This is a genomic window from Roseicyclus persicicus, assembly GCF_012395815.1.
GTDB lineage: Bacteria > Pseudomonadota > Alphaproteobacteria > Rhodobacterales > Rhodobacteraceae > Roseicyclus > Roseicyclus persicicus.
On the sequence record NZ_JAAZQQ010000005.1, the window covers coordinates 109,621 to 133,078 of the forward strand.

20 protein-coding genes are annotated in these 23,458 nt (G+C 71.5%); 4 read left to right on the forward strand and 16 right to left on the reverse strand.

The genetic code is table 11. The features are described 5' to 3' along the window. The first annotated feature begins 136 nt into the window (after positions 1 to 136). Positions 137 to 2,707, forward strand: coding sequence for an HAD-IC family P-type ATPase (locus tag HCU73_RS14260; protein WP_168624137.1), 2,571 nt, complete (start codon positions 137 to 139; stop codon positions 2,705 to 2,707). Between the two features lie 6 nt (positions 2,708 to 2,713). On the opposite strand, the gene HCU73_RS14265 is transcribed toward HCU73_RS14260, so the two are convergent. The 16 genes from HCU73_RS14265 to HCU73_RS14340 all read right to left on the reverse strand — a co-directional run bounded on the left by HCU73_RS14265 (position 2,714) and on the right by HCU73_RS14340 (position 19,007). Further along, positions 2,714 to 4,477, reverse strand: coding sequence for an SLC13 family permease (locus tag HCU73_RS14265; protein ID WP_168624138.1), 1,764 nt, complete (start codon positions 4,475 to 4,477; stop codon positions 2,714 to 2,716). 73 nt (positions 4,478 to 4,550) lie between these two features. Beyond that, entirely contained in the window at positions 4,551 to 6,068 is a 1,518-nt protein-coding gene (locus HCU73_RS14270; protein ID WP_168624139.1) for a tripartite tricarboxylate transporter permease, read from the reverse strand. 12 nt (positions 6,069 to 6,080) lie between these two features. Next, complete coding sequence (locus HCU73_RS14275; RefSeq protein ID WP_168624140.1) at positions 6,081 to 6,584, reverse strand: tripartite tricarboxylate transporter TctB family protein; 504 nt, start codon at positions 6,582 to 6,584, stop codon at positions 6,081 to 6,083. A gap of 40 nt (positions 6,585 to 6,624) precedes the next feature. Next, positions 6,625 to 7,596 carry a Bug family tripartite tricarboxylate transporter substrate binding protein gene (locus HCU73_RS14280; protein ID WP_168624141.1) on the reverse strand — a complete coding sequence of 324 codons (972 nt, stop codon included), beginning with the start codon at positions 7,594 to 7,596 and terminating at the stop codon, positions 6,625 to 6,627. A 132-nt stretch (positions 7,597 to 7,728) separates the two neighbouring features. After that, on the reverse strand, positions 7,729 to 8,583 hold the full coding sequence (locus HCU73_RS14285; RefSeq protein WP_168624142.1) for a universal stress protein: 855 nt from the start codon (positions 8,581 to 8,583) through the stop codon (positions 7,729 to 7,731). Between the two features lie 108 nt (positions 8,584 to 8,691). Beyond that, positions 8,692 to 9,342, reverse strand: a complete 651-nt coding sequence (locus tag HCU73_RS14290; protein WP_168624143.1) for an aspartate/glutamate racemase family protein — start codon at positions 9,340 to 9,342, stop codon at positions 8,692 to 8,694. Beyond that, a complete protein-coding gene (locus HCU73_RS14295; protein ID WP_168624144.1) occupies positions 9,342 to 10,628 on the reverse strand; it encodes a TRAP transporter large permease in 1,287 nt (428 codons plus the stop codon). Before HCU73_RS14295 ends, HCU73_RS14290 begins: the two co-directional genes overlap by 1 nt. Next, positions 10,628 to 11,140 carry a TRAP transporter small permease gene (locus HCU73_RS14300; protein WP_168624145.1) on the reverse strand — a complete coding sequence of 171 codons (513 nt, stop codon included), beginning with the start codon at positions 11,138 to 11,140 and terminating at the stop codon, positions 10,628 to 10,630. The genes HCU73_RS14295 and HCU73_RS14300 overlap by 1 nt, the downstream gene beginning before the upstream one ends. A 20-nt stretch (positions 11,141 to 11,160) precedes the next feature. Further along, positions 11,161 to 12,141 (reverse strand): TRAP transporter substrate-binding protein, encoded by a 981-nt coding sequence (locus tag HCU73_RS14305; protein ID WP_168624146.1) that lies wholly within the window; start codon positions 12,139 to 12,141, stop codon positions 11,161 to 11,163. A 191-nt stretch (positions 12,142 to 12,332) separates the two neighbouring features. Continuing rightward, entirely contained in the window at positions 12,333 to 13,178 is an 846-nt protein-coding gene (locus HCU73_RS14310; RefSeq protein WP_168624147.1) for a MurR/RpiR family transcriptional regulator, read from the reverse strand. A gap of 53 nt (positions 13,179 to 13,231) precedes the next feature. Beyond that, positions 13,232 to 14,542, reverse strand: a complete 1,311-nt coding sequence (locus tag HCU73_RS14315) for a TRAP transporter large permease (RefSeq protein ID WP_168624346.1) — start codon at positions 14,540 to 14,542, stop codon at positions 13,232 to 13,234. Continuing rightward, positions 14,542 to 15,048 carry a TRAP transporter small permease gene (locus HCU73_RS14320; protein ID WP_168624148.1) on the reverse strand — a complete coding sequence of 169 codons (507 nt, stop codon included), beginning with the start codon at positions 15,046 to 15,048 and terminating at the stop codon, positions 14,542 to 14,544. Before HCU73_RS14320 ends, HCU73_RS14315 begins: the two co-directional genes overlap by 1 nt. Before the next feature lie 70 nt (positions 15,049 to 15,118). Continuing rightward, positions 15,119 to 16,129 carry a TRAP transporter substrate-binding protein DctP gene (dctP, locus tag HCU73_RS14325; RefSeq protein ID WP_168624149.1) on the reverse strand — a complete coding sequence of 337 codons (1,011 nt, stop codon included), beginning with the start codon at positions 16,127 to 16,129 and terminating at the stop codon, positions 15,119 to 15,121. 72 nt (positions 16,130 to 16,201) lie between these two features. Then, positions 16,202 to 16,819 carry a 3-isopropylmalate dehydratase small subunit gene (leuD, locus tag HCU73_RS14330; RefSeq protein ID WP_168624150.1) on the reverse strand — a complete coding sequence of 206 codons (618 nt, stop codon included), beginning with the start codon at positions 16,817 to 16,819 and terminating at the stop codon, positions 16,202 to 16,204. Continuing rightward, a complete protein-coding gene (gene leuC, locus HCU73_RS14335; RefSeq protein WP_168624151.1) occupies positions 16,816 to 18,216 on the reverse strand; it encodes a 3-isopropylmalate dehydratase large subunit in 1,401 nt (466 codons plus the stop codon). The genes leuD and leuC overlap by 4 nt, the downstream gene beginning before the upstream one ends. Further along, positions 18,213 to 19,007: a UTRA domain-containing protein gene (locus HCU73_RS14340; protein WP_168624152.1), complete on the reverse strand. Its 795-nt coding sequence runs from the start codon at positions 19,005 to 19,007 to the stop codon at positions 18,213 to 18,215. Before HCU73_RS14340 ends, leuC begins: the two co-directional genes overlap by 4 nt. Before the next feature lie 144 nt (positions 19,008 to 19,151). Between HCU73_RS14340 and HCU73_RS14345 the strand changes: the two genes are divergently transcribed. Genes HCU73_RS14345 through HCU73_RS14355 form a run of 3 tightly spaced genes read left to right on the forward strand, consistent with a single transcriptional unit; the run spans position 19,152 to position 23,457 of the window. Beyond that, entirely contained in the window at positions 19,152 to 19,712 is a 561-nt protein-coding gene (locus HCU73_RS14345) for a tautomerase family protein (protein WP_168624153.1), read from the forward strand. Continuing rightward, entirely contained in the window at positions 19,709 to 21,403 is a 1,695-nt protein-coding gene (locus tag HCU73_RS14350; RefSeq protein WP_168624154.1) for a hydantoinase B/oxoprolinase family protein, read from the forward strand. Before HCU73_RS14345 ends, HCU73_RS14350 begins: the two co-directional genes overlap by 4 nt. Continuing rightward, positions 21,400 to 23,457: a hydantoinase/oxoprolinase family protein gene (locus HCU73_RS14355; protein WP_168624155.1), complete on the forward strand. Its 2,058-nt coding sequence runs from the start codon at positions 21,400 to 21,402 to the stop codon at positions 23,455 to 23,457. Before HCU73_RS14350 ends, HCU73_RS14355 begins: the two co-directional genes overlap by 4 nt. Position 23,458: the final 1 nt, after the last annotated feature.

Here is a 23,458-nt window from a genome sequence, read left to right on the forward strand (position 1 = left end):
TCCCTTCGTGTGTCGCGCCCCGCTCCCGCCCGCACCCTAGGCCCCCGCGGCCGATCCCGGCCTTGACCGGTGTCAAACCGGGATCGGCCGCCGTGGCGTAGGATCGCCGCGGGACAGGACGGGGTCAGGAGGCGCGGTGCAGACCGGACGACGAACGCGGGGCGCGGCGGCGGGCCTGACCGCGGCCGAGGTGGCGGCGGCGCGCGCGGCGCATGGCTGGAACGCCCTGCCCGAGCCGCCGGCGGTGTCGGCGCTGGCGGTGCTGGCGCGGCAGGTCACGGGGCTTCTGGTGCTGATGCTGGTGGGCGCGGGGCTGATCGCGCTGGCGCTGGGCGAACACATCGACGCGCTCGCCATCGGGGCGGTCGTGGTCCTGAACGCGGCGTTGGGCTTCGCGCAGGAATGGAAGGCCGAGCGCGCCATGCTGGCCCTGCGGGCGATGATGGCGCCCCAGGCCACGGTGATCCGCGACGGCCGCGAACAGGCGATCCCCGCCCGCGAGCTGGTGCCGGGCGACCTGCTGCTGCTGGCCGAGGGCGACCGGGTGCCGGCCGACGCCGAGATCCTGGCCGAGGCGGGCCTGCGGCTGGACGAGTCCGTCCTGACGGGGGAATCGGTGCCGGTGTCCAAGCCGCCGGGCGAGACGGCCTTCGGCGGCACCACGGTCACGGGCGGCCATGCCGAGGCGCGGGTGACGCGGATCGGGGCGGCGACGGAATTCGGCCAGGTGGCCGAGCTGACCGGCCGCGTGGAGCGCGGCCCGACCACGCTGCAGCGGGCGCTGGGGCAGCTGGCCCGGCAGCTGGGCTGGATCGCGCTGGCCGTGGCGGGGCTGGTGGCCGCGATGGGCGCGTGGCGCGGGCTCGAGACGCTGCAGGTGGTGATGCTGGGCCTGTCGATGGCGGTGGCGATGGTGCCCGAGGGGCTGCCCGCCGTGGTCACGGTGACGCTGGCGCTGGGCGCGGGGGCGATGGCGCGGCGGAACGCGCTGGTGCGGCACCTGCAGGCGGTCGAGACCCTGGGCGCGGCCAGCGTGATCTGCACCGACAAGACCGGCACCCTGACCGAGAACGCGATGACCGTGCGGCAGGTCTGGACCGCGGCGGGCAGCTACACCGCCACCGGCCGCGGCCACGACCCCACCGGCCATGTCGAGACCGGGGGCGCCAAGCGGCGGGCGGGCGACGACCCCCTGCTGGCGCAGCTCTGCGAGGTGGCGCTGGGCTGCACCCACGCCCGGCTGTCGCGCGCGGGCGAGCGCTGGGAGGCGCTGGGCGACCCGACCGAGGTGGCGCTGATCGTGCTGGCGCACAAGGCCTGGGCCGCGGCGCCCGACCCCGACGCGCTGATGGAGGAGCTGCCCTTCACCTCCGAGCGCAAGCGGATGAGCGTGCTGGTCCGCGGCACGCCGGCCAACCGCGTTCTGACCAAGGGCGCGCCCGAGCTGGTGCTGGAGCACTGCAGCCGCATCGCCACCGCCGGGGGCGCCGTCCCCCTGACCCCGGCCCGCGCCGAGGAGGTCCGCGCCGTCGCGACGGCGCTGGCCGAGGAGGGGCTGCGCGTCATCGCGCTGGCCGCCCGCGACACCGACGAGGACCGGATCGCCGAGACCGACCTGACGCTGCTGGGGTTGGCCGGCCTGATCGACCCGCCGCGCGCCGGCGTGGCCGAGGCCATCGCCGCGGCGCAGGCGGCGGGCATCCGCACCGTGATGATCACCGGCGACCACCCCGCCACGGCGCAGGCCATCGCCCGCAGCCTCGGCCTGCCCGCCGAAACGGTCGTGACCGGCGCCGAGGTCGCGGCGATGGACGACGCCGCCCTGTCGGCCACCGTCGCCGGGCCGGTCGCCTTCGCCCGCGTCTCGCCCGGCGACAAGCTGCGCATCATCGCCGCCCTGCAGGCCCGCGGCGAGACCGTGGGCATGACCGGCGACGGGGTCAACGACGCCCCGGCGCTGCGCCGCGCCGACATCGGCATCGCCATGGGCATCCGCGGCACCGAGGTCGCCAAGGACGCCGCCGACCTCGTCCTGCTCGACGACAACTACGCCACCATCGTCGGCGCCATCGCCGAGGGCCGGCGCCAGTTCGACAACACGCGCAAGTTCGTGCGCTACCTGCTGGCGTCCAACGCGGGCGAGGTGGTGGCGCTGCTGGTCAACACCGCGATGCGGGCGCCGCTGATCTTCCTGCCGACGCAGATCCTGTGGATGAACCTGATCACCGACGGGGTCACGGCGGTGGCGCTGGGGCTGGAGCCGCCCGAGGGGGCGCAGATGCGCGACCCGCCGCGCCCCCGCGCCACGCGCATCCTGCCCCTGTCCTCGCTGCCGCTGATCCTGGGCTTCGGCCTCTACACGGGGCTGGCCAGCCTGTGGATCTTCGAGCGCCTCCTGCCGCAGGGCGAGGACCTCGCGCGCACCGCCGCCTTCACCGCCATGGTGGTGTTCGAGAAGGCCAGCGTCTTTGCCTTCCGCTCGCTGCGCACGCCGGGCTGGCGGCTGGGCTACCTCGGCAATCCCGCGCTGCTCGTGGCCTTCGCCGCGATGCTGGCGCTGCAGGTCGTGGCGGTCTACTGGGCGCCGCTGCAGGTGCTGCTGCAGACGGTGCCGATCGGCTGGGCCGAGTGGGGCCTGATCGCGGGTCTGGCCCTGCCGCTCCTCGTGGTGCCCGAGCTGTGGAAGACGCTGCGCCGGGGCCGGTGACGCGCCTCAGCCCCAGACCAGCGGCACCAGCAGCAGGAGCAGGCCGTTGCAGATCAGCGTCAGCGGCAGGCCCGCGCGGACGTAGTCGAGGAACCGGTAGCGGCCCGCGTCGTAGACCAGCAGGCAGGCGGGTTCGAGCGGCGAGAGGAAGGACATCGAGGCCGACAGCGTCACCAGGATGGCCAGCATCCGCGGGTCGAGGCCCAGCCCGTCGGCCGCCGCCACCGCGATCGGGATCACGGTCAGCGCGGCGGCGGCGTTCGACATCGGCTGGGTCAGGACCACGGTCAGCAGGCTCAGCCCCGCCATCGCCGCCAGCGGCCCGAAGGGCGCGGCCAGCCCCACCACATAGCCGGCCAGGTACTCCGCCGCGCCGGTGTCCTGCATGGCGAGGCCAAAGCCCGACATCGCCGCGATCAGCACCAGCAGCCGCCACTCGATCACCCGGTACGCCTCGGCCATGTCGAGGTTGCCGGCCACCACGACCACCAGCACCGCGACCAAAAACGCCAGCGACAGCGGCACCACGCCGAAGGCCCCGAGCAGCAGCGCCGCGGCCATGGCGGCCAGCGCCGCACCGCCCTCGCGGCGGGTGACGACGGCGGCGTCGACGCGGCTGAGCACGCGCAGGTCGGGCGAGGCCCCCAGCCGCACGACCTCGTCCTCGGGGGCCTCCAGCAGCATCAGGTCGCCCGCGCGCAGGCGCAGGTTCTCGATCCGGGCCGGGCGGCTGCGGTCGCGGCGCCAGATCGCCAGCACAACCGCGCGGTGGCGGTCGAACACGCCGGTCCGGCGCAGGGTCTGGCCGGCCAGCCGGGACTGCGGGGCGATCACCGCCTCGGCCAGCACCGGCTCGGCCTCGTCCCGCGGGGCCCGCGCCCCGTCGAGGTCCGGCTCCAGCACGACATCGGGCGAGCGGCGCAGCTTGAGGATGCCGTCGCGGGTGGCGCGCACGATCAGCCGGTCGCCCTCGCGCAGCTTGCGCGCGGGGTGCGGGGCCAGCCGCTCTCCGTCCCGCTCCACCGCGAGAAGGTCGGCCTCGAACGCGTCGAAGCCGGCCTCGGCCACGGTCCGGCCGATCATGGCAGAGCCCTCGGCCAGGCCGAGCGTGGTGAAGAAGCCGCGCGGCTCGGCCCCGTCCCCCGCCGCGACCGGGCGCCGCGCGGGCAGGAGCGCGAAGCCGGGCAGCGCGAGCCACAGCAGGCCCGACAGCGCGACCGCCGCGCCGACGCCCAGGAACTCGAACAGGCCGAAGGGCTGCAAGCCCAGCCGCTCGGCCATGGCGCTGCCGGCGAGGTTCGCGGACGTGCCGATCAGCGTGCCCGCGCCCCCCAGCATCGAGGCGAAGGCCAGCGGCATCAGCACGCGGCTGGGGCTGATGGCGGCGCGCCGCGCGGTCTCGATCGCGGCGGGCATCAGGACGGCGGTGGTGGTGGTGTTGCTGAACAGGCTGGAACTGCCGGCCGACAGCATCAGCAGCGACAGGAGCGCCCCGCGCGGCCGGCCGCCCCCGACCCGGTGCGCGAGCCGGCCCAGCCCGTCCAGCACGCCGGACTTCACCACCGCCCCGGCCAGGACCATCACCGCGGCCAGCAGGATGATGATCTCGCTGCCGAAGCCCGCGAAGGCCTCGGCCGGTGTCAGGACGCCGGTCGCCACCAGCGCCGACAGGAGCGACAGCGCGGTCACGTCCGCCGGAAGCGCCTCGGTGGCGAACAGCACCATGCCCGCCACCAGAAGCCCCAGCACGATCGCAATCTCAACCGTCATCCCCCGCCCCTCCGCGGTGCCCGTCGGCGGCCAGCCTAGCGGGCCGGACCGCCGATGGGAACGGCGTGGCAGGTCAGGCGGCGCCGTCGCGCCCGGGCTTGCGCGGGCGCAGGAGCTTGAGCGCCGGCAGCAGGATCAGGATGATCGCCACCACCGTGATCGGCCCCGCGATGGGCCGGGTGAAGAAGATCGTCGGATCGCCCTGCGACAGCAGCAGCGACTGCCGCAGCGTCGGCTCGGCGATCGGGCCAAGCACGATGGCCAGCACCGCCGGCGCCAGCGGGTAGTCGAGCCGCCGAAGCACGAAGGCGCCGAGGCCGAACACCAAGATCATCCAGATGTCGAACATGTCGCGCGTCGCGGCGTAGCCGCCGATCACCGACAGCACGAAGATCACCGGCGCGAGGATCGTGAAGGGCATCCGCAGCATCCAGATGAACACCGGGATGAAGGCGAGGTTGATCAGGAGCGCGGCCACGTTCGAGACGTAGAACGACCCGATCAGGCCCCAGACGAATTCCGTCTCCTCGATGAACAGGCGCGGGCCGGGGGTCAGGCCCCAGATCACCATGCCGCCGAGCAGGATCGCCGTGGTGGGCGATCCGGGAATGCCCAGCGTCAGCATCGGCAGCATGGAGCCCGTCGAGGCCGAGTTGTTGGCCGCCTCGGGCGCGGCGATGCCGTCGACCTCGCCGCGGCCGAAGTTCTGCGGCCTGCGCGAGGTCATCTTGGCGACGCCATAGGCCATCAGTGCGGCGGGCGTCGCGCCCGCGGCGGGCAGGATGCCGACGAAGAAGCCGAGCAGCGAGCCGATGCCCATGCCCTTCCAGCCCTTGCGCGTGGCCTCGGCGGTGTCCGCGACCATGCCCTTGGCGGTCATCTTGGGCGTGGTGTTCTCGACCTCGCCGCGGGTCTGCTCGATGGTCCAGAGCATCTCGCCGATGCCGTAGACGCCGATCGCCAGCACGAGGAAGCCGATGCCCTGCAGGAAGCCGTTGATGTCGAACAGCACCAGCCGGGGCGCGCCCGAGATCTGGTCGAAGCCGATGGCGCCCAGCACGAGGCCGAAGCAGATCGAGAAGATCGTCTTGGGAATGTCGTCGGTGCCGAGACCGACGAAGGTGGCAAACGCCAGCAGCATCAGCGCGAAGATCTCGGGCGGACCGAAGGACAGGGCCACCCCGGCCAGGAGCGGCGCGAAGCCGGTGAAGATGATGTTGGCGACGGTCCCGCCGACGAAGCTGGCCACCGCGGCCGTGACCAGCGCAAGGCTCGCCCGCCCCTGCATCGCCAGCGGCCTGCCGTCGAAGGTGGTCGCCACCGCCGTCGAGGCGCCGGGGATGCCCAGCGTGATCGACGAGATGGCGCCGCCGTACATCGCCCCGTAGTAGATCGCGGCGAGAAAGATGATCGCGCCCGTCGGCGGCACGAGGAAGGTGATCGGCAACAGGATCGCCACCCCGTTGACCGAGCCGAGGCCGGGCATGGCCCCGATGAACAGCCCGAGCGTCACGCCGACCAGGATCAGCACGAGGTTCAGCGGCTGCAAGGCGATCAGCACGCCGTCGAAAAGAAGGCCAAGGATTTCCATATCGGGGTGCGCCTAGTAGATGATGTCGTAGAGGATGTCGAACACCGGGTCGGTGAACGACATGCCGCTCGGCATGGTGATCCGCATGGCGCCTTCGAAGAAGAAGAAGAAGCCGATCGGCATGGCGAGCGCCAGCACCAGGGTCAGGGCCCAGGAGTGCCGCCCGAGGAAACGCAGGTAGACCACCAGGAACACCGCGATGGCGCCGTACATCGACACCACGTCGATCAGGGCGATGAAGCCGATCAGGCTTCCGCCGACCAGCGCCACCATCCGCCAGCCGTGTCCGTCGAGGAACGGCTCGTCGGATTGCGACGGCGGACTTGTCCGCCGCCACCAGTTCAGCGCGATCATCCCGCAGCACAGCAGCATGATCGCGGACAGCCAGAAGGGCCAGGCGCCGCCGCCCGGCCCCCGGCCCTCGACGAAGCCGATAGGCAGTTCGGTGCTCTTCCACATCAGGTAGAGGGAGAAGAGCGCCAGAACGCCCGCCGCGCCGATTTCACCGTTTCGCATGTCGTCCCCCGCCGGTCAGGCTGCCGTCAAGCCGCCGGCGTCACTGCCCGAGCGCCGCAAGAAGCTCGCGGTGCGCCTCGACCTGCGTCGTCCAGTAGGCGCGCTGTTCGTCGGCGTTCATCCACAAGGGCGACAGGCTCTCGGACTCGAGGTAGCCCTGCCATTCCTCGCTCTCGTAGACCTGGGTGAAGACGGCGCGGTAGTACTCGGCCGCCTCCTCCGACATGCCCGGCGCGCCGACGACGGCCCGCTGGTTGGCGTAGGAGAAATCGTGGCCCAGCTCGCGCACGGTCGGGATGTCCGGGAAGGCCGGCAGCCGCTCGTCCGAGAAGGCGAGCAGAGGGACGAAGTCGCCGGCCTCGTAGAAGCCCTTGGCCTCGGCGGGGTTGTTCACCGTCGCCATGATCTGCTGGCCCGCGAGGTCGCGCGCCACGGCGCCGCCGCCGTCATAGGGGATGTAGGTGATGTCGAGGTCGTAGGCCCCCGACAGGAAGGCGATGACGATGCTGTCCTCCTGCCCGGTGCCCGTGCCGCCCATGACGTATTCGCCGTTCATGCCGCGCACAGTTTCCAGCCACTGGTCGAAGCTGGTGATGCCCGAGTCGACATGGACCCACAGCACGAAGGGGTCGACCCCCATCATCGCGATCGGCGTGAAGGTCTGGACGTCGATGCCCAGGTTCGCCTGCCGCAGGGGCGTGGTGAAGAACGAGTTCAGCGTGACGAGGATGGTGTGGTCGGGGTCCGAGGTGCCGCTGACCGACAGGAGCGCCTCGGCGCCCGAGCCGCCGCCCTGGTTGTTCGGCACCAGCGGGCGCGAGGTCAGGTCGTAGCGCTCGGCCACCGACTGGATGAAGCGGGCGATCTGGTCGGCGCCGCCGCCCGGGCCCGCCATGATGACGAAATCGATGGGGCGCCGGGGCTCCCAGCCCTGGGCGAAGGACACGACCGGCGTGACGGCGAGGGTCGCCGCACAGGTCAGGGTCAGGAACGTGCGCTTGGTGATCGACATGACAACTCCTCCTCCGTCGTGACGCGGGACGCGGGTCTTTCGGGCCCGCGCCGCCGCAGCGATCTGGGGAGGGTAACTATCTTTCAATCAACCCGCTTCAAGGGATACTTTCTTGCGCAACGAAATTTTCTTTCAATGCGCCATGACCACGGGCAATTCCGCTTTGTCGACAACGGATTGCGTGTTGCCCCCGAACAGCGTCTCGCGCTCGTGGCTCTGCCCGTAGGCGCCCATCAGGAGCAGGGTGGCCCCGACCTCGGGCGCCTTGTCCAGCAGGGCGAGGCCGGGATTGCGCGCCTCGAAGCGATGGATGCGGGCGGTGATCCCGCGCAGGCGGTAATACTCCCGCAGCTCCTCGGGCGTCGCGCCGTGGGGCTTGCCCTTGCCGGCGGCGAGGATGGTCACCTCCTCGGCGGCGGCGGCGAGGTCGAGGGTCAGCGCCACGGTGCGCGCCGCCTCGATCGACCCGTTCCAGCCCACCGCGATCCGGGCGCCGAAGTCGGGCGTGGCGGTCTCGGCGCGGGGGCACATCAGCACCGGCCGGCCGGTCTGGAACAGCCCCGATTTCAGGGCGTTGGTGCCGAGGTTGCGGTCGCGGTCGGGCTTGCCCACCACGATCAGGTCGGCCAGCCGCCCGTTGTGCTTGATCACGTCGGGCATGGTGCCGAATTCCTCGACGAAGGCGACCGTGGCCCGCCCGCCCGAGGGGCTGTCGGTCTCCTGCAGGTCGAGGCCCACGGCCAGCTCGTGCAGCCGCGCGCGCAGGGCCTTTTCCTCCTGGTCGGCCAGCTGGGCGGCCTGCGCCAGCATGGTGTCGCGCGCGAAGGCCGGCAGCGGGATGCCGTGGGGCATCATGTCCTCGGGCCGCGCCCGGCAATGCGCCACCACGATGTGCGCGCCGTGCCGGTGCGCCAGCGCCGCCGCGTGGGCCAGCACCGTTTCCCCCATGCCGTCGCCCCGCACCGGAACGAGTAGTCGTGCAAGCATCCCTGGTCCTCCCCTGTCCAAGCCGCCCGGCCCCTCCTCCGGGCCTGAGGTGAGGTATAGCGCGATTTTTCGCGTTGGGCGGGGGAAATCACGGCCAGGGGGCGCGTCTCAGGCGCTCACGGTCTCGCGCATCCGGGCGACCGCCGCCTGGGTGCCGTCGATGGCGGGCACCGGGCAATGGGGCGCGATGCGGGCGGCCAGCCCCGCCAGCGGGCCGCCGCCCATGACGATGCTGCGCGCGCCCTCGGCCGCGCAGTCGAGCGACAGGCGCAGGAGGGGCCCGAACAGCGCGTCGGCCACCTCGGCGGGGTCGTGGTGCAGGGGGCCCTCGGGCGCGGCCACCCGCAGGAGGGCGTCGGCCAGGCCGTGGCGGCCGGCGCGTTCGGCCAGCGGCGGCGCGACCTCGGGGGCGAAGGTGACGATGGCGAAGGGGCCGCCGATCCGGGCCGCCTCGGCAAAGGCCGCCTCGGCGATGCCGATGACGGGAACGTCCGGCCAGGCCGCCCGCACCTCGTCGGCGCCGGTGTCGCCGAAGGAGGCCAGGACGATGCCGTCCACCGGCCCCTCGTGCTGGGCGATGGCGGCCAGCACGCCCTCGGTCGCCGCCTCGGCGTCGGCGCCGGTGACGATCAGCGGCGGCCCGAAGGCGGCCGAGACCGTGGTGAAGCGGTCGCCCGGCCCCGCCACCGCCTGCGCGGCGGCCTCGATCCGCGCGGTCACGCCGGGCGAGGTGTTGGGGTTCACGATCAGCAGCCGCATCAGAGGATCACCGAGGGCAGCCAGAGCACGATGGCCGGGAACAGGTTCACCAGCACCAGCGCCACCAGCATCGCCAGCAGGAACCACATCAGCGACGGGATGATCTTGGCGATGGAGATCTTGGCGATGGCGCAGGTGATCAGCACCACCGAGGCCACCGGCGGGGTCTGCTGCCCGATGCCGAGGTTGATCGTCAGGATCAGGCCGAAATGCACCCGGTCGATGCCCAGCTGGTCGGCCAGCGGCAGGAAGATCGGCACCAGCATCAGGATCGCGGGGGTGCCGTGGATGATGGTGCCGGCCAACAGGAAGAAGATGTTGATGGCGGCGAGCACGACCCAGTAGTTGTCCGAGATCCCGAGGATCGCCTGCGCGATGTCCTGCGGGATGCGCTGGTTGGTCAGGTACCAGCCCAGCAGCGTCGAGGTGGCGACGATGAACATCAGCATCGCGCTGCGCTTGCCCGCGACCCGCAGCGTGTCGACCAGCGTGCCGAGCCGGATGGTGCGGTAGAGGAACATCGCCAGGATGATCGACCAGAAGGCCGCGATGGCGCCGGCCTCGGTCGCGGTGAAGATGCCGCCGAGGATTCCGACAAGGATCAGGATCGGCAGGGTCAGGGGGATCGCGGCGTCGCGGCCGGTTTCCAGCACGCGGCGGAACTCGAAGGCGCCCTCGGTCGGATAGCCCCGCTTGACCGAGATGATGTAGGCCGTCGCCATCAGGAGGCCGCAGACCAGGATGCCCGGCAGGATGCCCGCCGCGAACAGCTCGGCGATCGAGGCGTTGGCGACATAGGCGTAAAGGATCAGGTTCAGCGACGGCGGCACGATGATCGCCATGGTCGCCGAGGTCGAGGTGACGGCGGCGGCGAAGGCGGCGGGGTAGCCGCGCTTCTTCATCTGCGGGATCATGACCGACCCGATCGCGGCCGCGTCCGAGGTGGCGGTGCCCGAGATCTCGGAAAAGAACAGCGATGTCAGGATGTTGACGTGGGCGAGCCCGCCGCGGATGTGGCCCACGAGGCTGGAGGCGAAGGCGATCAGCTTTTCCGCGATGCGGCCCTGGTTCATCACCTCGCCCGCGATCATGAACAAGAGCGCGGCCACCAGCAGGTAGTTGTTGGCCCCGCCGAAGGGGATCAGCCCGATGATCTGCGGCACCACGGCGGGGTCGAGCAGGATCATCACCGCGGCAGTCACGCCGAGGACGAAGGCGATGGGCAGCCCCGCGATCAGCAGGACGACGAGAAGGATCAGGATGATCCAGCCGGGATCGAGGAACATCACGCGTCGCTTTCGGGCAAAAGGTCGTCGGGTGCGACCCGCCCGGTCAGGAGACCTGCGAGGCGCGTGAGGCTGATGACGGCGATCAGGGCGCCGCCCACGGGCATGGCGTAGCGGAACAGCGCCATCGGCAGGTCGACGGAAATGAGCATCCGGCTGCCGAAACTCGCCGCCGCGATGCCGCCGTAATACGCCAGCAGCCCGCCGAAGAACGCCATCAGGAGGAGGTTGCCGGCCATCACCGCGCGCTTGGCGGCGGGGGGCAGGATGCGCACCACGGCGTCGAAGCCGAGGTGTTCCGACGTCCGCGTCAGGTAGGCCGCGCCGATGAAGGTGAGGACCGCCAGCACATGCGCCGGCAGTTCCTCGGACCAGGACACGGAGTCGTTCAGGACGAAGCGGGTGAACACCGCGACGTTCAGGAGGCAGAACAGGAGCCCCGCCAGACCGATCACCGCCCAGTCGAGCAGGCGCGTGAGCCAGAGGTCGAGGCGGGCGATGATGGCGGTCATGGCGGGGGCTCCTGTCTCGGTCACTCGATGCCGAGCGCGGCGCGGGTCGCGGCGATCATGTCGGCGCCGATCACGTCCACGAAGGTCGGGCTCTCGTAGAGCGGCGCGGCGGCGGCCTGGAAGGCGGCGAAGTCGATCTCGTTGATCGCGATGCGGTCGGCCAGCGCCGCCACGACCTCGGCGTCGGTGGTGTCACCCCAGGCGAAGGTCCAGGGCGCGACCTCGGCCGCGACGGTCAGCATCGCCTCGGCCAGCGCCGGGTCGACGCCCGCGAGGTAGGGCTCGCCGAACACCAGGAAGGTCGGCAGGTAGACGTGGTTCGACAGCGACATGTATTCCTGCACCTCGTAGAGGCGCGCGCTGTCGACGATCTGGGCGGGGTTCTCCTGCCCGTCGATCACGCCCTGGTCCAGCGCCGAGTAGACCTCGCCGAAGGACAGCGGCGTCGCGTTGGCGCCGAGGGTGTTGAACATCTCGACGCGCTGGCGGCTGGTGGGGGTGCGGATCTTGAGACCTTCCAGATCAGCGGGCACGACGATGGGGCGCACGTTGTTGGTGATCTGCCGGAACCCGTTGTCCCACATCGCGGCCAGCACCATGCCGGTGCCGTCGAAGCCATCGGCTAGCATCTCGCCCGCGGGGCTGGCGGCGAAGGTCTGCACCGCGGCGCGGTCCTCGAACAGGTAGGGCAGGTCGAAGATGGCGGCGCGGGTGTTGATCTGGGCGATGGCCGACGCCGACAGCGAGGCGTGGTGGGTGCCGAGCGAGAGGCCCTGCAGAACGTCCTCCTCGGAGCCGAGCGTGTTGCCCATGAAGATCTGCACGTCGACGGCGCCGTCGGTCGCGGCCTCGAGGCGGGCCTCGTATTCCTGCAGGAACACGTGGGCGAAGGAGCCCTCGGGCAGCGAGGAATTCACCTGCAGCACGGTCTGGGCCAGCGCGGCGCCGGGCAGCGCGAGGGCGGCCGCAGCGACGAAAACGGATTTTCTCAGTTGGGTCATGGAGGCGGTCCTTTCGGTCGGGAACTGGCGGGAAGGGTGATCCCTTGCGCAACCAGTTTTTCTCCGTTTCGCCATCATGAAAACAGTTTTTCATGATGGGGCGCGGTCGCGCGGCGGCGTTCGCTCAAGAAACAGGCAGCATGCGGGGCAGTCTGACCGCTCCTTTTGCACCGGCCGCGCCGCCGGGCGGCTCAGATCTCGCCAAGCGAATCGTGCAGGTCCTCGATCGCGCTGAGCCGGCGGCGGCCGGTGGCGCCGGTGCGCTCGATCATCCGCGAGGCCAGCATCCCGCACAACGCCATCACGCCGGCATGGTTGAACAGCGCCCCCGACCCCGCGGTGGCGCAAGGCAGGTGCCAGCGGGCCGGGAGCGCCGACAGCTGCGCCACGTCGCCCAGCACCGCCACCGCCGCGCCGCTGCGCGCCAGCTCGGCCGCCAGCGCATCCAGCAGCCGCGGCGGGCGACGGAGCGCGAAGAGGATCACGCAGTCCGCCGGCTCGATCGCGGCGAGGCTTTCGGCCAGCGTTTCCCCGTCGCGGGGCAGCACCGTCACATCCGACCGCACCTGCAGCACCTGCCAGCCGAGGTAGCGGGCAAAGGGCTGCCCGGCGCGGAAGCCGACCAGCCACAGCCGCCGCGCCGAGGCCATGGCGGCGACCAGCGCGTCGATCTCGGCCTCGTCGAGGGGGGCGAGCGTCTGCTCCACGTTCAGCTGCGACTGCGCCGCGTGGCGGGCGAGCTGCCCGCCCGCCTGTGCCCCCTCGCCCGCCACCCGGAACAGCGCGGTGCCGGCCGTCTGTTCCTCGCGCACGGCCTGGCGGGCCTCCTCGAAGGAGGCATAGCCGATCTTGCGCACGAAACGGGTGACGGTCGCGTTCGACACGCCGGCGATCCGCGCGAGTTCCGTGGCGGTATAGCTGGCGAGCTGGCCGGGGAAATTCAGGATCGTCTCGGCCAGCCGCTTCTCGCTGCGGTGGAGGCCGGGCATCGCGTCCCGGATGCGCGCAACGAAGGAGGCCTTCTGGGCGGGTGACATACCCGTGAAAATATCCTTTCACGAGGCCCCAAGGCAAGCCGCATTCCGGCGCCTCAGCCCAGCCCCGGCAACCAGGTCGCCAGCGGCGGGAACAGGATCAGGAGCGCCACCACCAGCAGCGAGCACAGGATGAAGGGAAAGGCCGCCCGGTAGATCTCGCGCATGGTGGTGTCGGCAGGCGCCACGCCCTTCATCACGAACAGCAGCAAGCCGAAGGGCGGCGTCGTGAAGCTGATCTCCAGCGCCAGCAGCATGATCAGCCCGAACCAGATCGGGTCGAAGCCGAGACTGGTGGCCAGCGGGAAGAAGATCGGCACCGTCAGGAGCATGATCGAGATCTGCTCCATGAACATGCCGAGGATCAGCAGCACCCCGAACATCACCAGCAGCATCATGATCGGGTCGAGCTCGAAGCCCGTGGCCCAGGTGATCAGCCCGCGCGAGGCCCCCGAAAAGGCCAGCAGCTGGCTGAAGGTCGCCGAGCCGAACACGATCAGGTAGGCCATCAGCGTGACCCGGAGCGCGCCGCGGATCGACCGCTTGACCGCGTCCCAGCTGAGGCAGCGGTAGAGCGCGGCGAGGATCAGGACGCCCAGCGCCCCGAAGGCCGCGGCCTCGGACGGGGTCATGAAGCCGTTGATCATCAGGATGACGATGACGACCATCAGGCCGATCATCGGCACCACGTCGCGCAGCAGGAGCCAGACCTTCTCGGCCGCGGTCTGTTTCGGCACGTCGTAGGCGGGGGCGGCCGTGGGGTCGAGGCGGGTCTGCAGGTAGATCGTGGCGACGTAGAAGCCCGCGAGGATCAGGCCGGGGATCACCCCCGCGATCAGGAGCGCGCCGACGTCGATCTGCGCCAGCGTCGCCAGCAGCACGGCCAGCGCCGAGGGCGGGATGATGATGGCCAGCCCGCCGGTGCCCAGGATCGGGCCGATGGACATGTGCCGCTTGTAGCCGCGGCGCTCCATCTCGGGCACCATCAGCGACCCCAGCAGCGCGGTGGACCCCATGGACGAGCCCGACAGCGTGGAAAACCCGGTGCCACCCAGCACGGTGACGTAGCTGAGCCGCCCGGGCAGCCGCCCGAGCAGCCGGTCGATGGCCGAGAACATCCGCGCCCCGAGCCCGGTCTGGAAGAAGATCTCGCCCATCAGCAGGAACAGCGGGATCGGCACCAGCGCGAAGGTGGTCAGCCCGCCCCAGCCGTTGTTCAGGAGCGCGACCACGCCGCGCTCGCCGCCCATGAAGATCCAGGCGCCGAGGATGTTGGCGCCGAGAAAGGCCAGCGCCACGGGCATCCCCAGCGCCATCAGCACCATGATGCTGCCGACCAGCAGCGCGAGGGCCTCGTACCACTCCATCATTCGTGGATCCCCGCCTCGCCGGAATGCATCAGCTCGGGGCCGAAGACGAAGCGGGCGAACTCGACCGCCATGAAGCTGAAGGCGATCGGGAAGGTGATCGTCAGGAGCCAGCGGGGGTAATAGTAGGCGCGCACATCGAAGTCGTTGCGCTCGATGTTGGTCAGGAACAGCTGCAGGCCGTACCAGGCCAGGATCAGCGAGATCACGACGCAGCCCGCGGCGACCGCCCGGCTGACCACGCGCCGCACCCGCGGCGGCAGGGCCGCGGTGACAAGCTCGATGTGGACATGCCCCTTCTCGCGCACGAGCCAGGGCGCGCCGAGCATGGTCATGTAGAGCAACCCGTATTCCGCCGAGGTGAACAGCCAGGCAAAGGGTTGCAGCCCGAGGTTGCGCATCAGCACGGACACCACGACCGACACCATCAGCCACACCAGCGTGGCGGCGGCGATCAGCGCCATCAGGGACAGGAAGGCGTCGTAGACGCGGACGAGGTCGCGCATGGGGGCTCCGCGGGCGAGTGTGGGGTCGGGCCGGGGCATTGGCGCCCCGGCCCGGGGTCGTCGGGCCGGATCAGTCGGCGTTCGCGTCGAAGAACAGCTCGATCAGGCGGTCGTAGTCGGACGACGGGGCGGGGTTCGCCTCCATCAGCTCGCGCATCCGCGCCCAGGTCTCCTCGCGGGCGGCGCGCAGGTAGTTGGCGCGGGCCTCGCCCTCCAGTTCCACCACCTGCATCCCCTGCTCGGCCAGCGCGGCGAAGTCCTGGTCACGGCGCTCGCGCAGCGCGTTCACGCTGTTGATCTCGTGCTGGATGGCCACGTCCTGCAGGATGGTCTGCGCCTCGGGCGTCAGGCTCTCCCAGGTGTCGAGGTTGATGATGACGCCCAGGTCGGTCGAGAAGAAGCAGGGCTCGATCCGGTAGTTCAGGAACTCGTTCCAGCGCAGGTCGATCAGGCCGATCTGCGTCCAGCCGGTGGCGTCGACCACGCCGTTCTGCAGCGCCGAGTAGACCTCGCCGGTGGGCAGGTCGATCACCTGCGCGCCGAGGTAGTTGGTGAAGAAGGCGTTGTAGACCGCGTTGCCGCGCAGGCGCAGGCCGTCGACTTCGAGGTTGCCGTCGGCGTCGAAGGTGGGCTCGTTGCGGGTCCACAGGTTGTAGCACACGCCGCTGTCGAACCAGCCGAGGTACATCACGCCCATCCGCTCGCGGTGGAGCTGGTCGATCAGCGCGATGCCGCCGTTCTCGCGGGTCTCGATCGCGGTCAGGTTCGACGCCACCAGCGCGTCCTTCTCGGGCAGCGCGCCGCCGTAGAAGGAGCCCGGGGTGTAGACCATGTCCACGATGCCGTCGCGCACGGCGTCGGGCTGCTGGAAGGTGCCGATCGCCTCGGGGCCGCCGCGGACCTCGATCTGGATCACGCCCTCGCCGGCCTCGTTCACCGCCTCGACGAAGGCGAGGAAGCTCTGGGTGTAGATCAGCGTCTCGGGGAAGGCGTGCACCGCCGTGATCGTCTGCTGGGCCTGGGCCGCGGCCCCGACCAGCGTCGCGCCGGCGAAGATGCCGGCCACCAGTTGCGTCTTCATGTCCTCGTTTCTCCTCTCCCTGTTGCCAGTGCCCTGGCGTTGGTTGTGCGGACGGGTGGGCCCGTCGCGCGGTTATCGGGCGTGCTCCCCTCGCGGAATGGCCCAAGCTCGGTCGGCCGCCAGCCGCGCGCGGTAGGCGGCGATGGCGGCGGCGTGGTGGCGGGTCAGGTCGATGTCGTCCCAGCCGTTGATCAGTTTCTCGCGCCAGACCGGGTCGAGCGCGAAGGGCAGCGTCGTGTCGCCCACGGTCGCGGTGCCGGCGGCCAGGTCGATTGTGGCGGGCGCGGTGCCCTGCCCCAGCGCGGCGATCAGGGCGTCGGCGGCGTCGGCCTCGATCCGGGCGGGCAGAAGGCCGTTGTTGACGGCGTTCGAGGCGAAGATGTCGCCGAAGCTCGGGGCCAGCACCGCGCGGATGCCGTAATCGACCAGCGCATAGACCGCCGCCTCGCGCGACGACCCGCTGCCGAAGTTGCGGCGCGTGACCAGCACGCTCGCCCCCGGCGCGCGGTTCAGCACGAAGCTCGGCACCGGTGCGCCACCCGCGTCGAAGCGCAGGTCGTGCAGCAGGAAGCGGCCATAGCCCTCGGCCCGCGGCGTCGACATGAAGCGCGCCGGGATCAGCTGGTCGGTGTCCACGTTCTCGCGGTCGAGCGCGACCGCAAGCCCCTCGTGTCGCGCCCATCCGCTCATGCCGCGTCCCTCCCCGCCAGCAGGGGGCGCACGTCGGCCAGGTGCCCGGTGACAGCCGCCGCCGCGACCATGGCGGGCGACATCAGGTGGGTGCGCGCATCGCGCCCCTGCCGCCCGCGGAAGTTGCGGTTGGTGCTGGAGGCGCAGCGCTCGCCCGCGCCGACGCTGTCGCCGTTCATCGCAACGCACATGGAACAGCCCGCGCCGACCCAGTCGAGCCCGGCCTGCGCGAAGATGCGGTCGAGCCCCTCGGCCTCGGCCTGCGCCTTGACCGCCTGCGAGCCGGGCGACACCAGCCCCGGCACCCGCGATGTGCGCCCGGCCAGCACGGCGGCGGCGGCGCGCAGGTCCTCGATCCGGGCGTTGGTGCAGGAGCCGATGAAGACCCGGTCGATGGCGACCGAGGTCAGCGGCCGGCCGGGCACGAGGCCCATGTAGTCGAGCGACGCCTGCACCCGCGCGGCGTCGGCGGGCGGCAGGCCGGCGGGGTCGGGCACCGTGGCCGTCACCGGCAGCGCCTCCTCGGGCGAGGTGCCCCAGGTGACGATGGGGGCGATCTCGGCGGCGTCCAGCGTGACCTCGCGGGCGAACACCGCGTCCGGGTCGCTCGGCAGCGCCGCCCAATCCGCCACCGCGCGGTCCCAGTCGGCGCCGGCGGGCGCATGGGGGCGGCCCTTCAGATAGGCGAAGGTGGTCTCGTCCGGCGCGATCAGGCCAAAGCGCGCGCCGCCCTCGATGGACAGGTTGCAGAGCGTCATCCGCCCCTCCATCGACAGCGCCCGCACCGCGGTCCCTGCGTACTCGATGGCGTGCCCGCGCGCCCCGTCGGCGCCCAGCCGGGCGATCCAGGCCAGCGCAAGGTCCTTGGCCCCCACGCCCGGCCCGAGCCGGCCGTCGACCGTGATCCGCATCGCCGCCGGCCGCTTCTGCCAGATCGTCTGGGTCGCCAGCACATGCGCCACCTCGGTCGCGCCGATCCCGAAGGCCAGCGCCCCGAAGGCGCCATGGGTCGAGGTATGGCTGTCGCCGCAGTTGATCAGGAGCCCCGGCAGCGTCAGCCCCTGCTCGGGCCCGATCACATGCACGATCCCCTGCCCCGGATCGGTCAGCCCGAACAGCCGGATGCCATGCGCCGCCGCGTTCGCCTCCAGCGTGGCGATCATGCGGGCGATGGCGGGCGTCGCCGGGCCGCCGCGGGTCGGCGCGTAGTGGTCGACCACGCCGAAGGTCAGCCCCGGCTCGGCCACCGGCAGCCCGCGCTCGGCAATCTTGCCGAAGGCGTGGTGCGAGCCCTCGTGCACCAGGTGCCGGTCGACCCAGAGCAGCGACGCGCCATCGGCGCGGCGCAGGATCTCGTGCGCATCCCAGAGCTTGTCGAGGAGCGTCCGTGCGGTCATGGCTCGCGCGCCCCGATCACCGGCGCCCAGTGGCGCTGCTCGCCGTTGCCGACGCGGGTCAGCTGCATCTCGAGCCGGAACAGGTCGGGCCGGTAGAGCGCCGACAGGTGCTCCACCCCCCGCCCCTGCGCGTCGCGCACCACGCGGGTCACGAACAGGAGCGGCGAGCCGACGGACACCCCCAGCGCCGCGGCGACATCGGGCACCGCCAGCGCGGCGGTCACGCTCTGGTGCGCCCCGGCCACCGTCACGCCGCTGCGCTCCAGCAGGCGGAACAGGGGCTGGGTGGCGAGGTCGGCCTCGCCATAGCCCTGCGCGATGTCCTCGGGCACATGGGTGGTGAGGTGGGAAAACGGCTGTTCGCCGAGGTAACGGACGCGCACGGCCGACTGCACCTTGCCGCCGCGCGGCAGGCCCAGCGCGTCGGCCACGGCGTCGGAGGCCGGGCCGTAGGAAAAGGACAGGAGCCGCGCGGTGGTGGCGCGGTCCATCTCGACCAGATGCGGGATCAGCGTGGCGAAATCGGCGGCGATGCCCCGCTCGGCAGGGTCGCGTGGCAGCACGACCGAGCCCGAGCCGGTGCGCTTCTCGATCCAGCCGTCGGCGGCCAGCGCGTCCAGCGCGCGGCGGATGGTGATGCGGCTGACCTCGAAGGTCTCGGCAAGCTTGTGCTCGCCCGGCAGGCGGACCCCGGGGGCGAAAGCGCCGTTTGAAATCTCTTCCCGCAGCAACAGGTACACCCGGCGGGCCTTGCCGCCTTCGGGCAGTGTCGGTTGCGCGTGGATCGTCACCGCGGCGCGTCTCCTGTTGGACCCCGGAGGCTAGGGCCGGCTTGGCCCCGGTCAACCCGGCTGGCTATGGATAGCCAAGTATTTTGACCTTTGCATATCCCAAAACCTGTATTACTGAAAGTGCAGATTTTGGGGAGGCAGACCATGCCGATTGTGGAGGCCCATGTCCTCGAAGGCTACGCCCCGGAGGCGAAACGCCGGCTGGTCGCGGCGCTGACCGACGCGGTGCGCTTCGTGGTTCCGGCGCCCGACGAGGCGATCACCGTGATGCTCCACGAACACGCCGCGGCCAACTACGCCCGCGGCGGCGTGACCCGGTCCCCCGCCCCGGCCCTGCCCGACCCCGCCGAGCTGGTGCTGGCCTATCTCCGCGCGATGGAGGCCCGCGACCTTGCCACGGCGCAAGGAATGCTGGGCGACGGCTTCGCCATGGTGTTCCCCGGCACCGGGCCGATGACGACGCTGGCCGAGCTTGTCGCCTGGGCCAAGGACCGCTACCGCTTCGTCACCAAGACCTACGAGGCGGTCGAGGCCTTCCCCGCGGGCGGCGCGGCCGTCGTCTACACCCGCGGCACGCTGGCCGGCGAATGGCCGGACGGCACGGCCTTTTCCGGCATCCGCTTCATCGACCGTTTCGAGGTGACGGGGGGCCTCATCACCCGGCAGGACGTCTGGAACGACCTTGGCGAGGTGCGCCCGCGATGAGTGCCGCCATCGACCCCATCACCCTTGCCGTCCTCGCCGGCCGCATGGAGCAGATCGCCGACGAGATGGACGCGACGCTGTTCCGCGCCGCCTTCAACCCGATCATCGCCGAGGCCCATGACGCCAGCCACGGCCTCTACCACGCCGTCACCGGCGACACGCTGGTGCAGGGCAAGGCCGGGCTGCCGATCTTCGTCGGCGTCATGTCCTTTGCCGTCAAGGCCGTGATCGACAAGGCCGCCGAGGCGGGCGACCTGGCCGACGGCGACATCTACATCTTCAACGACGCCCACATGGGCGGCACGCACCTGTCGGACATGCGGCTGGTGCGGCCCTATTTCCGCGACGGGAAGCTGTTCTGCTACCTCGCCAGCGTCGGCCACTGGCACGACGTGGGCGGCGCGGTGCCGGGCAACTACAACCCGTCCGCGACCGAGGCGTTCCAGGAGGCGTTCATCCTGCCGCCCGTCAAGCTGGTGCGCGCGGGCGTGCTGCAGCAGGACATCGTCGACATCCTGTTGCGCAACACCCGCCTGCCGCAGTCGGCGCAGGGCGACCTGAACGGGCAGCTGGGCGCGCTCGACCTGGGCGTGCGGCGGCTCGACGAGCTTCTCGACGACTACGGCACCGACACGGTGCGCGCGGCGCTCGACGCGCTGCAGGACCGGGCCGAGGCGCTGATGCGGGCGGAGCTGTCCGGCCTGCCCGACGGGCGCTGGGAGGCGACGGACTACCTCGACAACGACGGCATCACCGACACCGCCCTGCCGATCCGCGTGGCGCTGGAGATCGCGGGCGACCGGATGGTGCTGGATTTCGCGGGCACCGCGCCCGTGACGGCCGGCCCGGTGAACATCGCGCGGCCGACCGCCGTGGCGACGGCCTATGTCGCGATCAAGCACATCTTCCCCGACCTGCCCGCCAACGCGGGCGTGATGCGCCCGATCGAGGTGCGCGTGCCCGAGGGCTCGCTGCTGGCGGCCGAGTTCCCGGCGCCGGTGGGCGGCTACACCGAGACCATCCTGCGCATGATCGACGTGATCTTTTCCGCCGCCGCGCAGGCCGCGCCCGACCGGGTGGTGGCGAACGCCTACGGCACGATCAACGCCCTGTCGATCGCGGGCAAGCGCGCGAACGGGCAGCGCTGGGTGATGTTCAGCTTCTACGGCGGCGGCCATGGCGGCAGCAGCGAGAGCGACGGGCTCAACCACGGCAACGCGCCGATCTCCACCGCGACGATCCCGCCGATGGAGATCCTCGAGGCCGCCTACCCGGTGATGTTCCGGCAATGGGCGCTCCGCCCCGACAGCGCGGGCGCAGGCGCCCACCGCGGGGGACTGGGTGCCGTCTACGAGATCGAATTGCTGGAGGAAAAGGCCGAGGCGTTCCTGTTCGGCGAGCGCGGCCGCTTCGCCCCGCAGGGCGTGGCAGGCGGCGCGCCGGCGGCCAAGAACGTCTTTCACTACGAACAGGCCGATGGCTGGCACAGCCCGCCGCTGGCGTCCAAGATGCTGGGGATCAAGCTCCAGAAGGGGCAGGCCGTGCGGCTGGAGACCCCCGGCGGCGGCGGCTACGGCGCGCCCGCGGACCGCGCGCCCGAGGCGGTCGCCCGCGACGTGGCGCTCGGCTACCTGACCCCCGAGGCCGCGACCGAGGCCTACGGGCCCGCCTGGCAGGAGGTTCGGCCATGAGCCGCATGATCGGCGTCGACGTGGGCGGCACCTTCACCGATGTCTTCGTGCTGGACGAGGAAACCGGCGCGGCCAGCGTCGCCAAGGTGCCCACGACGCGGCCCGACCAGTCGGGCGGCTTCCTAGACGGCATCGCGCGGCAGGTCGACGACCTGTCGGGCGTCGACGTGGTGGTGCACGGCACGACCGCCGGGACCAACGCGCTCTTGGAACGCAAGGGCGCGCGGATCGGCGTCATCACCACCGCGGGCCTGCGCGACGTGCTGGAGATGCGGCGCCGCGACCGGCCCCGGACCTGGGGCCTGCGCGGCGACTTCGACCCGGTGGTGCCGCGCGACCTGCGGCTGGAGGTGCCCGAGCGCACGCTGGCCGATGGCACGGTCCGCACGCCCGTCGACCTCGAGGCGGTGCGCGCGGCGGCGCAGACGCTGCTGGACCGCGGCTGCGCGGCCGTGGCGATCCTGTTCGCCAACGCCTATGCCAACCCCGAGAACGAGGCCCGCGCGGTCGAGGCCGTGCGCGCGATCTGGCCCAACCCCCATGTCAGCGCATCGTCCGAAATCCTGCCCGAGATCCGCGAATTCGAGCGGTTCTCGACCGCGGCGCTGAACGCCTACCTGCAGCCCGAGGTGTCGGGCTACCTCGACCGGCTCGATGCCGCGCTGACGAAGGGCGGCTTCGGCGGCGAGTTCCTGATCGTGCAGTCGAACGGCGGCGTCATGGGCACCGACACCGCCTGCCGCCTGCCGGTGCGCACGGCGCTGTCGGGCCCGGCGGCGGGCGTGATCGCGGCGGGGCACATCGCGCGCTCGGCCGGGTTCGACAACGTCATCACCGGCGACATGGGCGGCACCAGCTTCGACGTGGCGCTGATCGCCGGCGGGCGGTCGCAGCTCGCGCCGCAGACGGCCATCGACTTCGGCATGGTGGTGCGCACGCCGATGATCGAGATCACCACCATCGGCGCGGGCGGCGGCTCCATCGCCTGGGTGGACAAGGGCGGCCTTCTGAACATCGGCCCCGAAAGCGCCGGCTCCACCCCCGGCCCGGTGGCCTACGGGCAGGGCAACACCCGGCCCACGGTGACGGATGCCAACGTGGTGCTGGGCCGGATCGACCCCGACAAGCCCATCGGCGGCAAGCTGGCGCGCCTCGACGTGGACGCCGCGGCGCGCGCCATCGACACCCATGTCGGCGCGCCCCTCGGCCTGACGACACTGGAGGCCGCCGAGGCGATCCTGACCGTCGCCAATTCCCGGATGGCCGGCGCGATCCGCCTCGTGTCGATCGAACGCGGCTTCGACCCCAAGCGCTTTGCCTTCATGCCCTTCGGCGGCGGCGGCGCGCTGCATGCGGGCGCGATGCTGCGCGAGGTCGGCATCGGCCGGGCCATCGTGCCGCGCTACCCCGGCGTCACCAGCGCGATGGGCTGCGTGATCGCCGACATGCGGCAGGATTTCGTGCAGACGGTGAACAGCCTGACCGCGGGACTGGATACCGATGCGCTGCGCGACGTCATGCAGCGCCATGTCGACGAGGGGCTGGCGCTGCTTGACGCCGCCCGGTCGCGCTTCGAGGCGCGCGAGGTGCTGTTCGAGCTCGACATGGCCTATGTCGGCCAGACCCACACCGTCGCCGTGCCCCTGCCCGTCCCCGTCACGGACGGCCGGGTCGCCGCACCCAGCGTGGCCGGGATCGAGGCCGCCTTCGACGCCACCTACCGCGCGACCTATGGCCGGCTGCTGAAGGCCGGCACACGGCGGGTGATGAACCTGCGCACGGCCGTGATCGGCCGGCGGCCCAAGTTCGACCTCGCCACCCTCGCGCCCGAGGGCGGCAGCCTCGAGGCCGCCCGCACCGGCAGCCGCCAGGTGCATTTCGCCGGGGAATGGCACGAGACGGCGATCTACGACCGCCTGTCCCTGCCCGTCGGCGCCGAGATCCGCGGCCCCGCGATCCTGGTGCAGCCCGACACCACCGTGCTGGTCGACCCCGGCCTCGTCGGCCGCGTCGACCGCTTCGGCAACACCATCCTGACACCGGAGGGGGCCTGAC

Coding starts and splice junctions, on each gene's coding strand:
- HCU73_RS14265 (WP_168624138.1), bottom strand. CDS start 4,477: ATGACGGTTGAGATTGCGATCGTGCTGGGGCTTCTGGTGGCGGGCATG.
- HCU73_RS14270 (WP_168624139.1), bottom strand. CDS start 6,068: ATGGAAATCCTTGGCCTTCTTTTCGACGGCGTGCTGATCGCCTTGCAG.
- HCU73_RS14275 (WP_168624140.1), bottom strand. CDS start 6,584: ATGCGAAACGGTGAAATCGGCGCGGCGGGCGTTCTGGCGCTCTTCTCC.
- HCU73_RS14280 (WP_168624141.1), bottom strand. CDS start 7,596: ATGTCGATCACCAAGCGCACGTTCCTGACCCTGACCTGTGCGGCGACC.
- HCU73_RS14285 (WP_168624142.1), bottom strand. CDS start 8,583: ATGCTTGCACGACTACTCGTTCCGGTGCGGGGCGACGGCATGGGGGAA.
- HCU73_RS14290 (WP_168624143.1), bottom strand. CDS start 9,342: ATGCGGCTGCTGATCGTGAACCCCAACACCTCGCCCGGCGTGACCGCG.
- HCU73_RS14295 (WP_168624144.1), bottom strand. CDS start 10,628: ATGTTCCTCGATCCCGGCTGGATCATCCTGATCCTTCTCGTCGTCCTG.
- HCU73_RS14300 (WP_168624145.1), bottom strand. CDS start 11,140: ATGACCGCCATCATCGCCCGCCTCGACCTCTGGCTCACGCGCCTGCTC.
- HCU73_RS14305 (WP_168624146.1), bottom strand. CDS start 12,141: ATGACCCAACTGAGAAAATCCGTTTTCGTCGCTGCGGCCGCCCTCGCG.
- HCU73_RS14310 (WP_168624147.1), bottom strand. CDS start 13,178: ATGTCACCCGCCCAGAAGGCCTCCTTCGTTGCGCGCATCCGGGACGCG.
- HCU73_RS14315 (WP_168624346.1), bottom strand. CDS start 14,542: ATGGAGTGGTACGAGGCCCTCGCGCTGCTGGTCGGCAGCATCATGGTG.
- HCU73_RS14320 (WP_168624148.1), bottom strand. CDS start 15,048: ATGCGCGACCTCGTCCGCGTCTACGACGCCTTCCTGTCCCTGATGGCG.
- dctP (WP_168624149.1), bottom strand. CDS start 16,129: ATGAAGACGCAACTGGTGGCCGGCATCTTCGCCGGCGCGACGCTGGTC.
- leuD (WP_168624150.1), bottom strand. CDS start 16,819: ATGAGCGGATGGGCGCGACACGAGGGGCTTGCGGTCGCGCTCGACCGC.
- leuC (WP_168624151.1), bottom strand. CDS start 18,216: ATGACCGCACGGACGCTCCTCGACAAGCTCTGGGATGCGCACGAGATC.
- HCU73_RS14345 (WP_168624153.1), top strand. CDS start 19,152: ATGCCGATTGTGGAGGCCCATGTCCTCGAAGGCTACGCCCCGGAGGCG.
- HCU73_RS14350 (WP_168624154.1), top strand. CDS start 19,709: ATGAGTGCCGCCATCGACCCCATCACCCTTGCCGTCCTCGCCGGCCGC.
- HCU73_RS14355 (WP_168624155.1), top strand. CDS start 21,400: ATGAGCCGCATGATCGGCGTCGACGTGGGCGGCACCTTCACCGATGTC.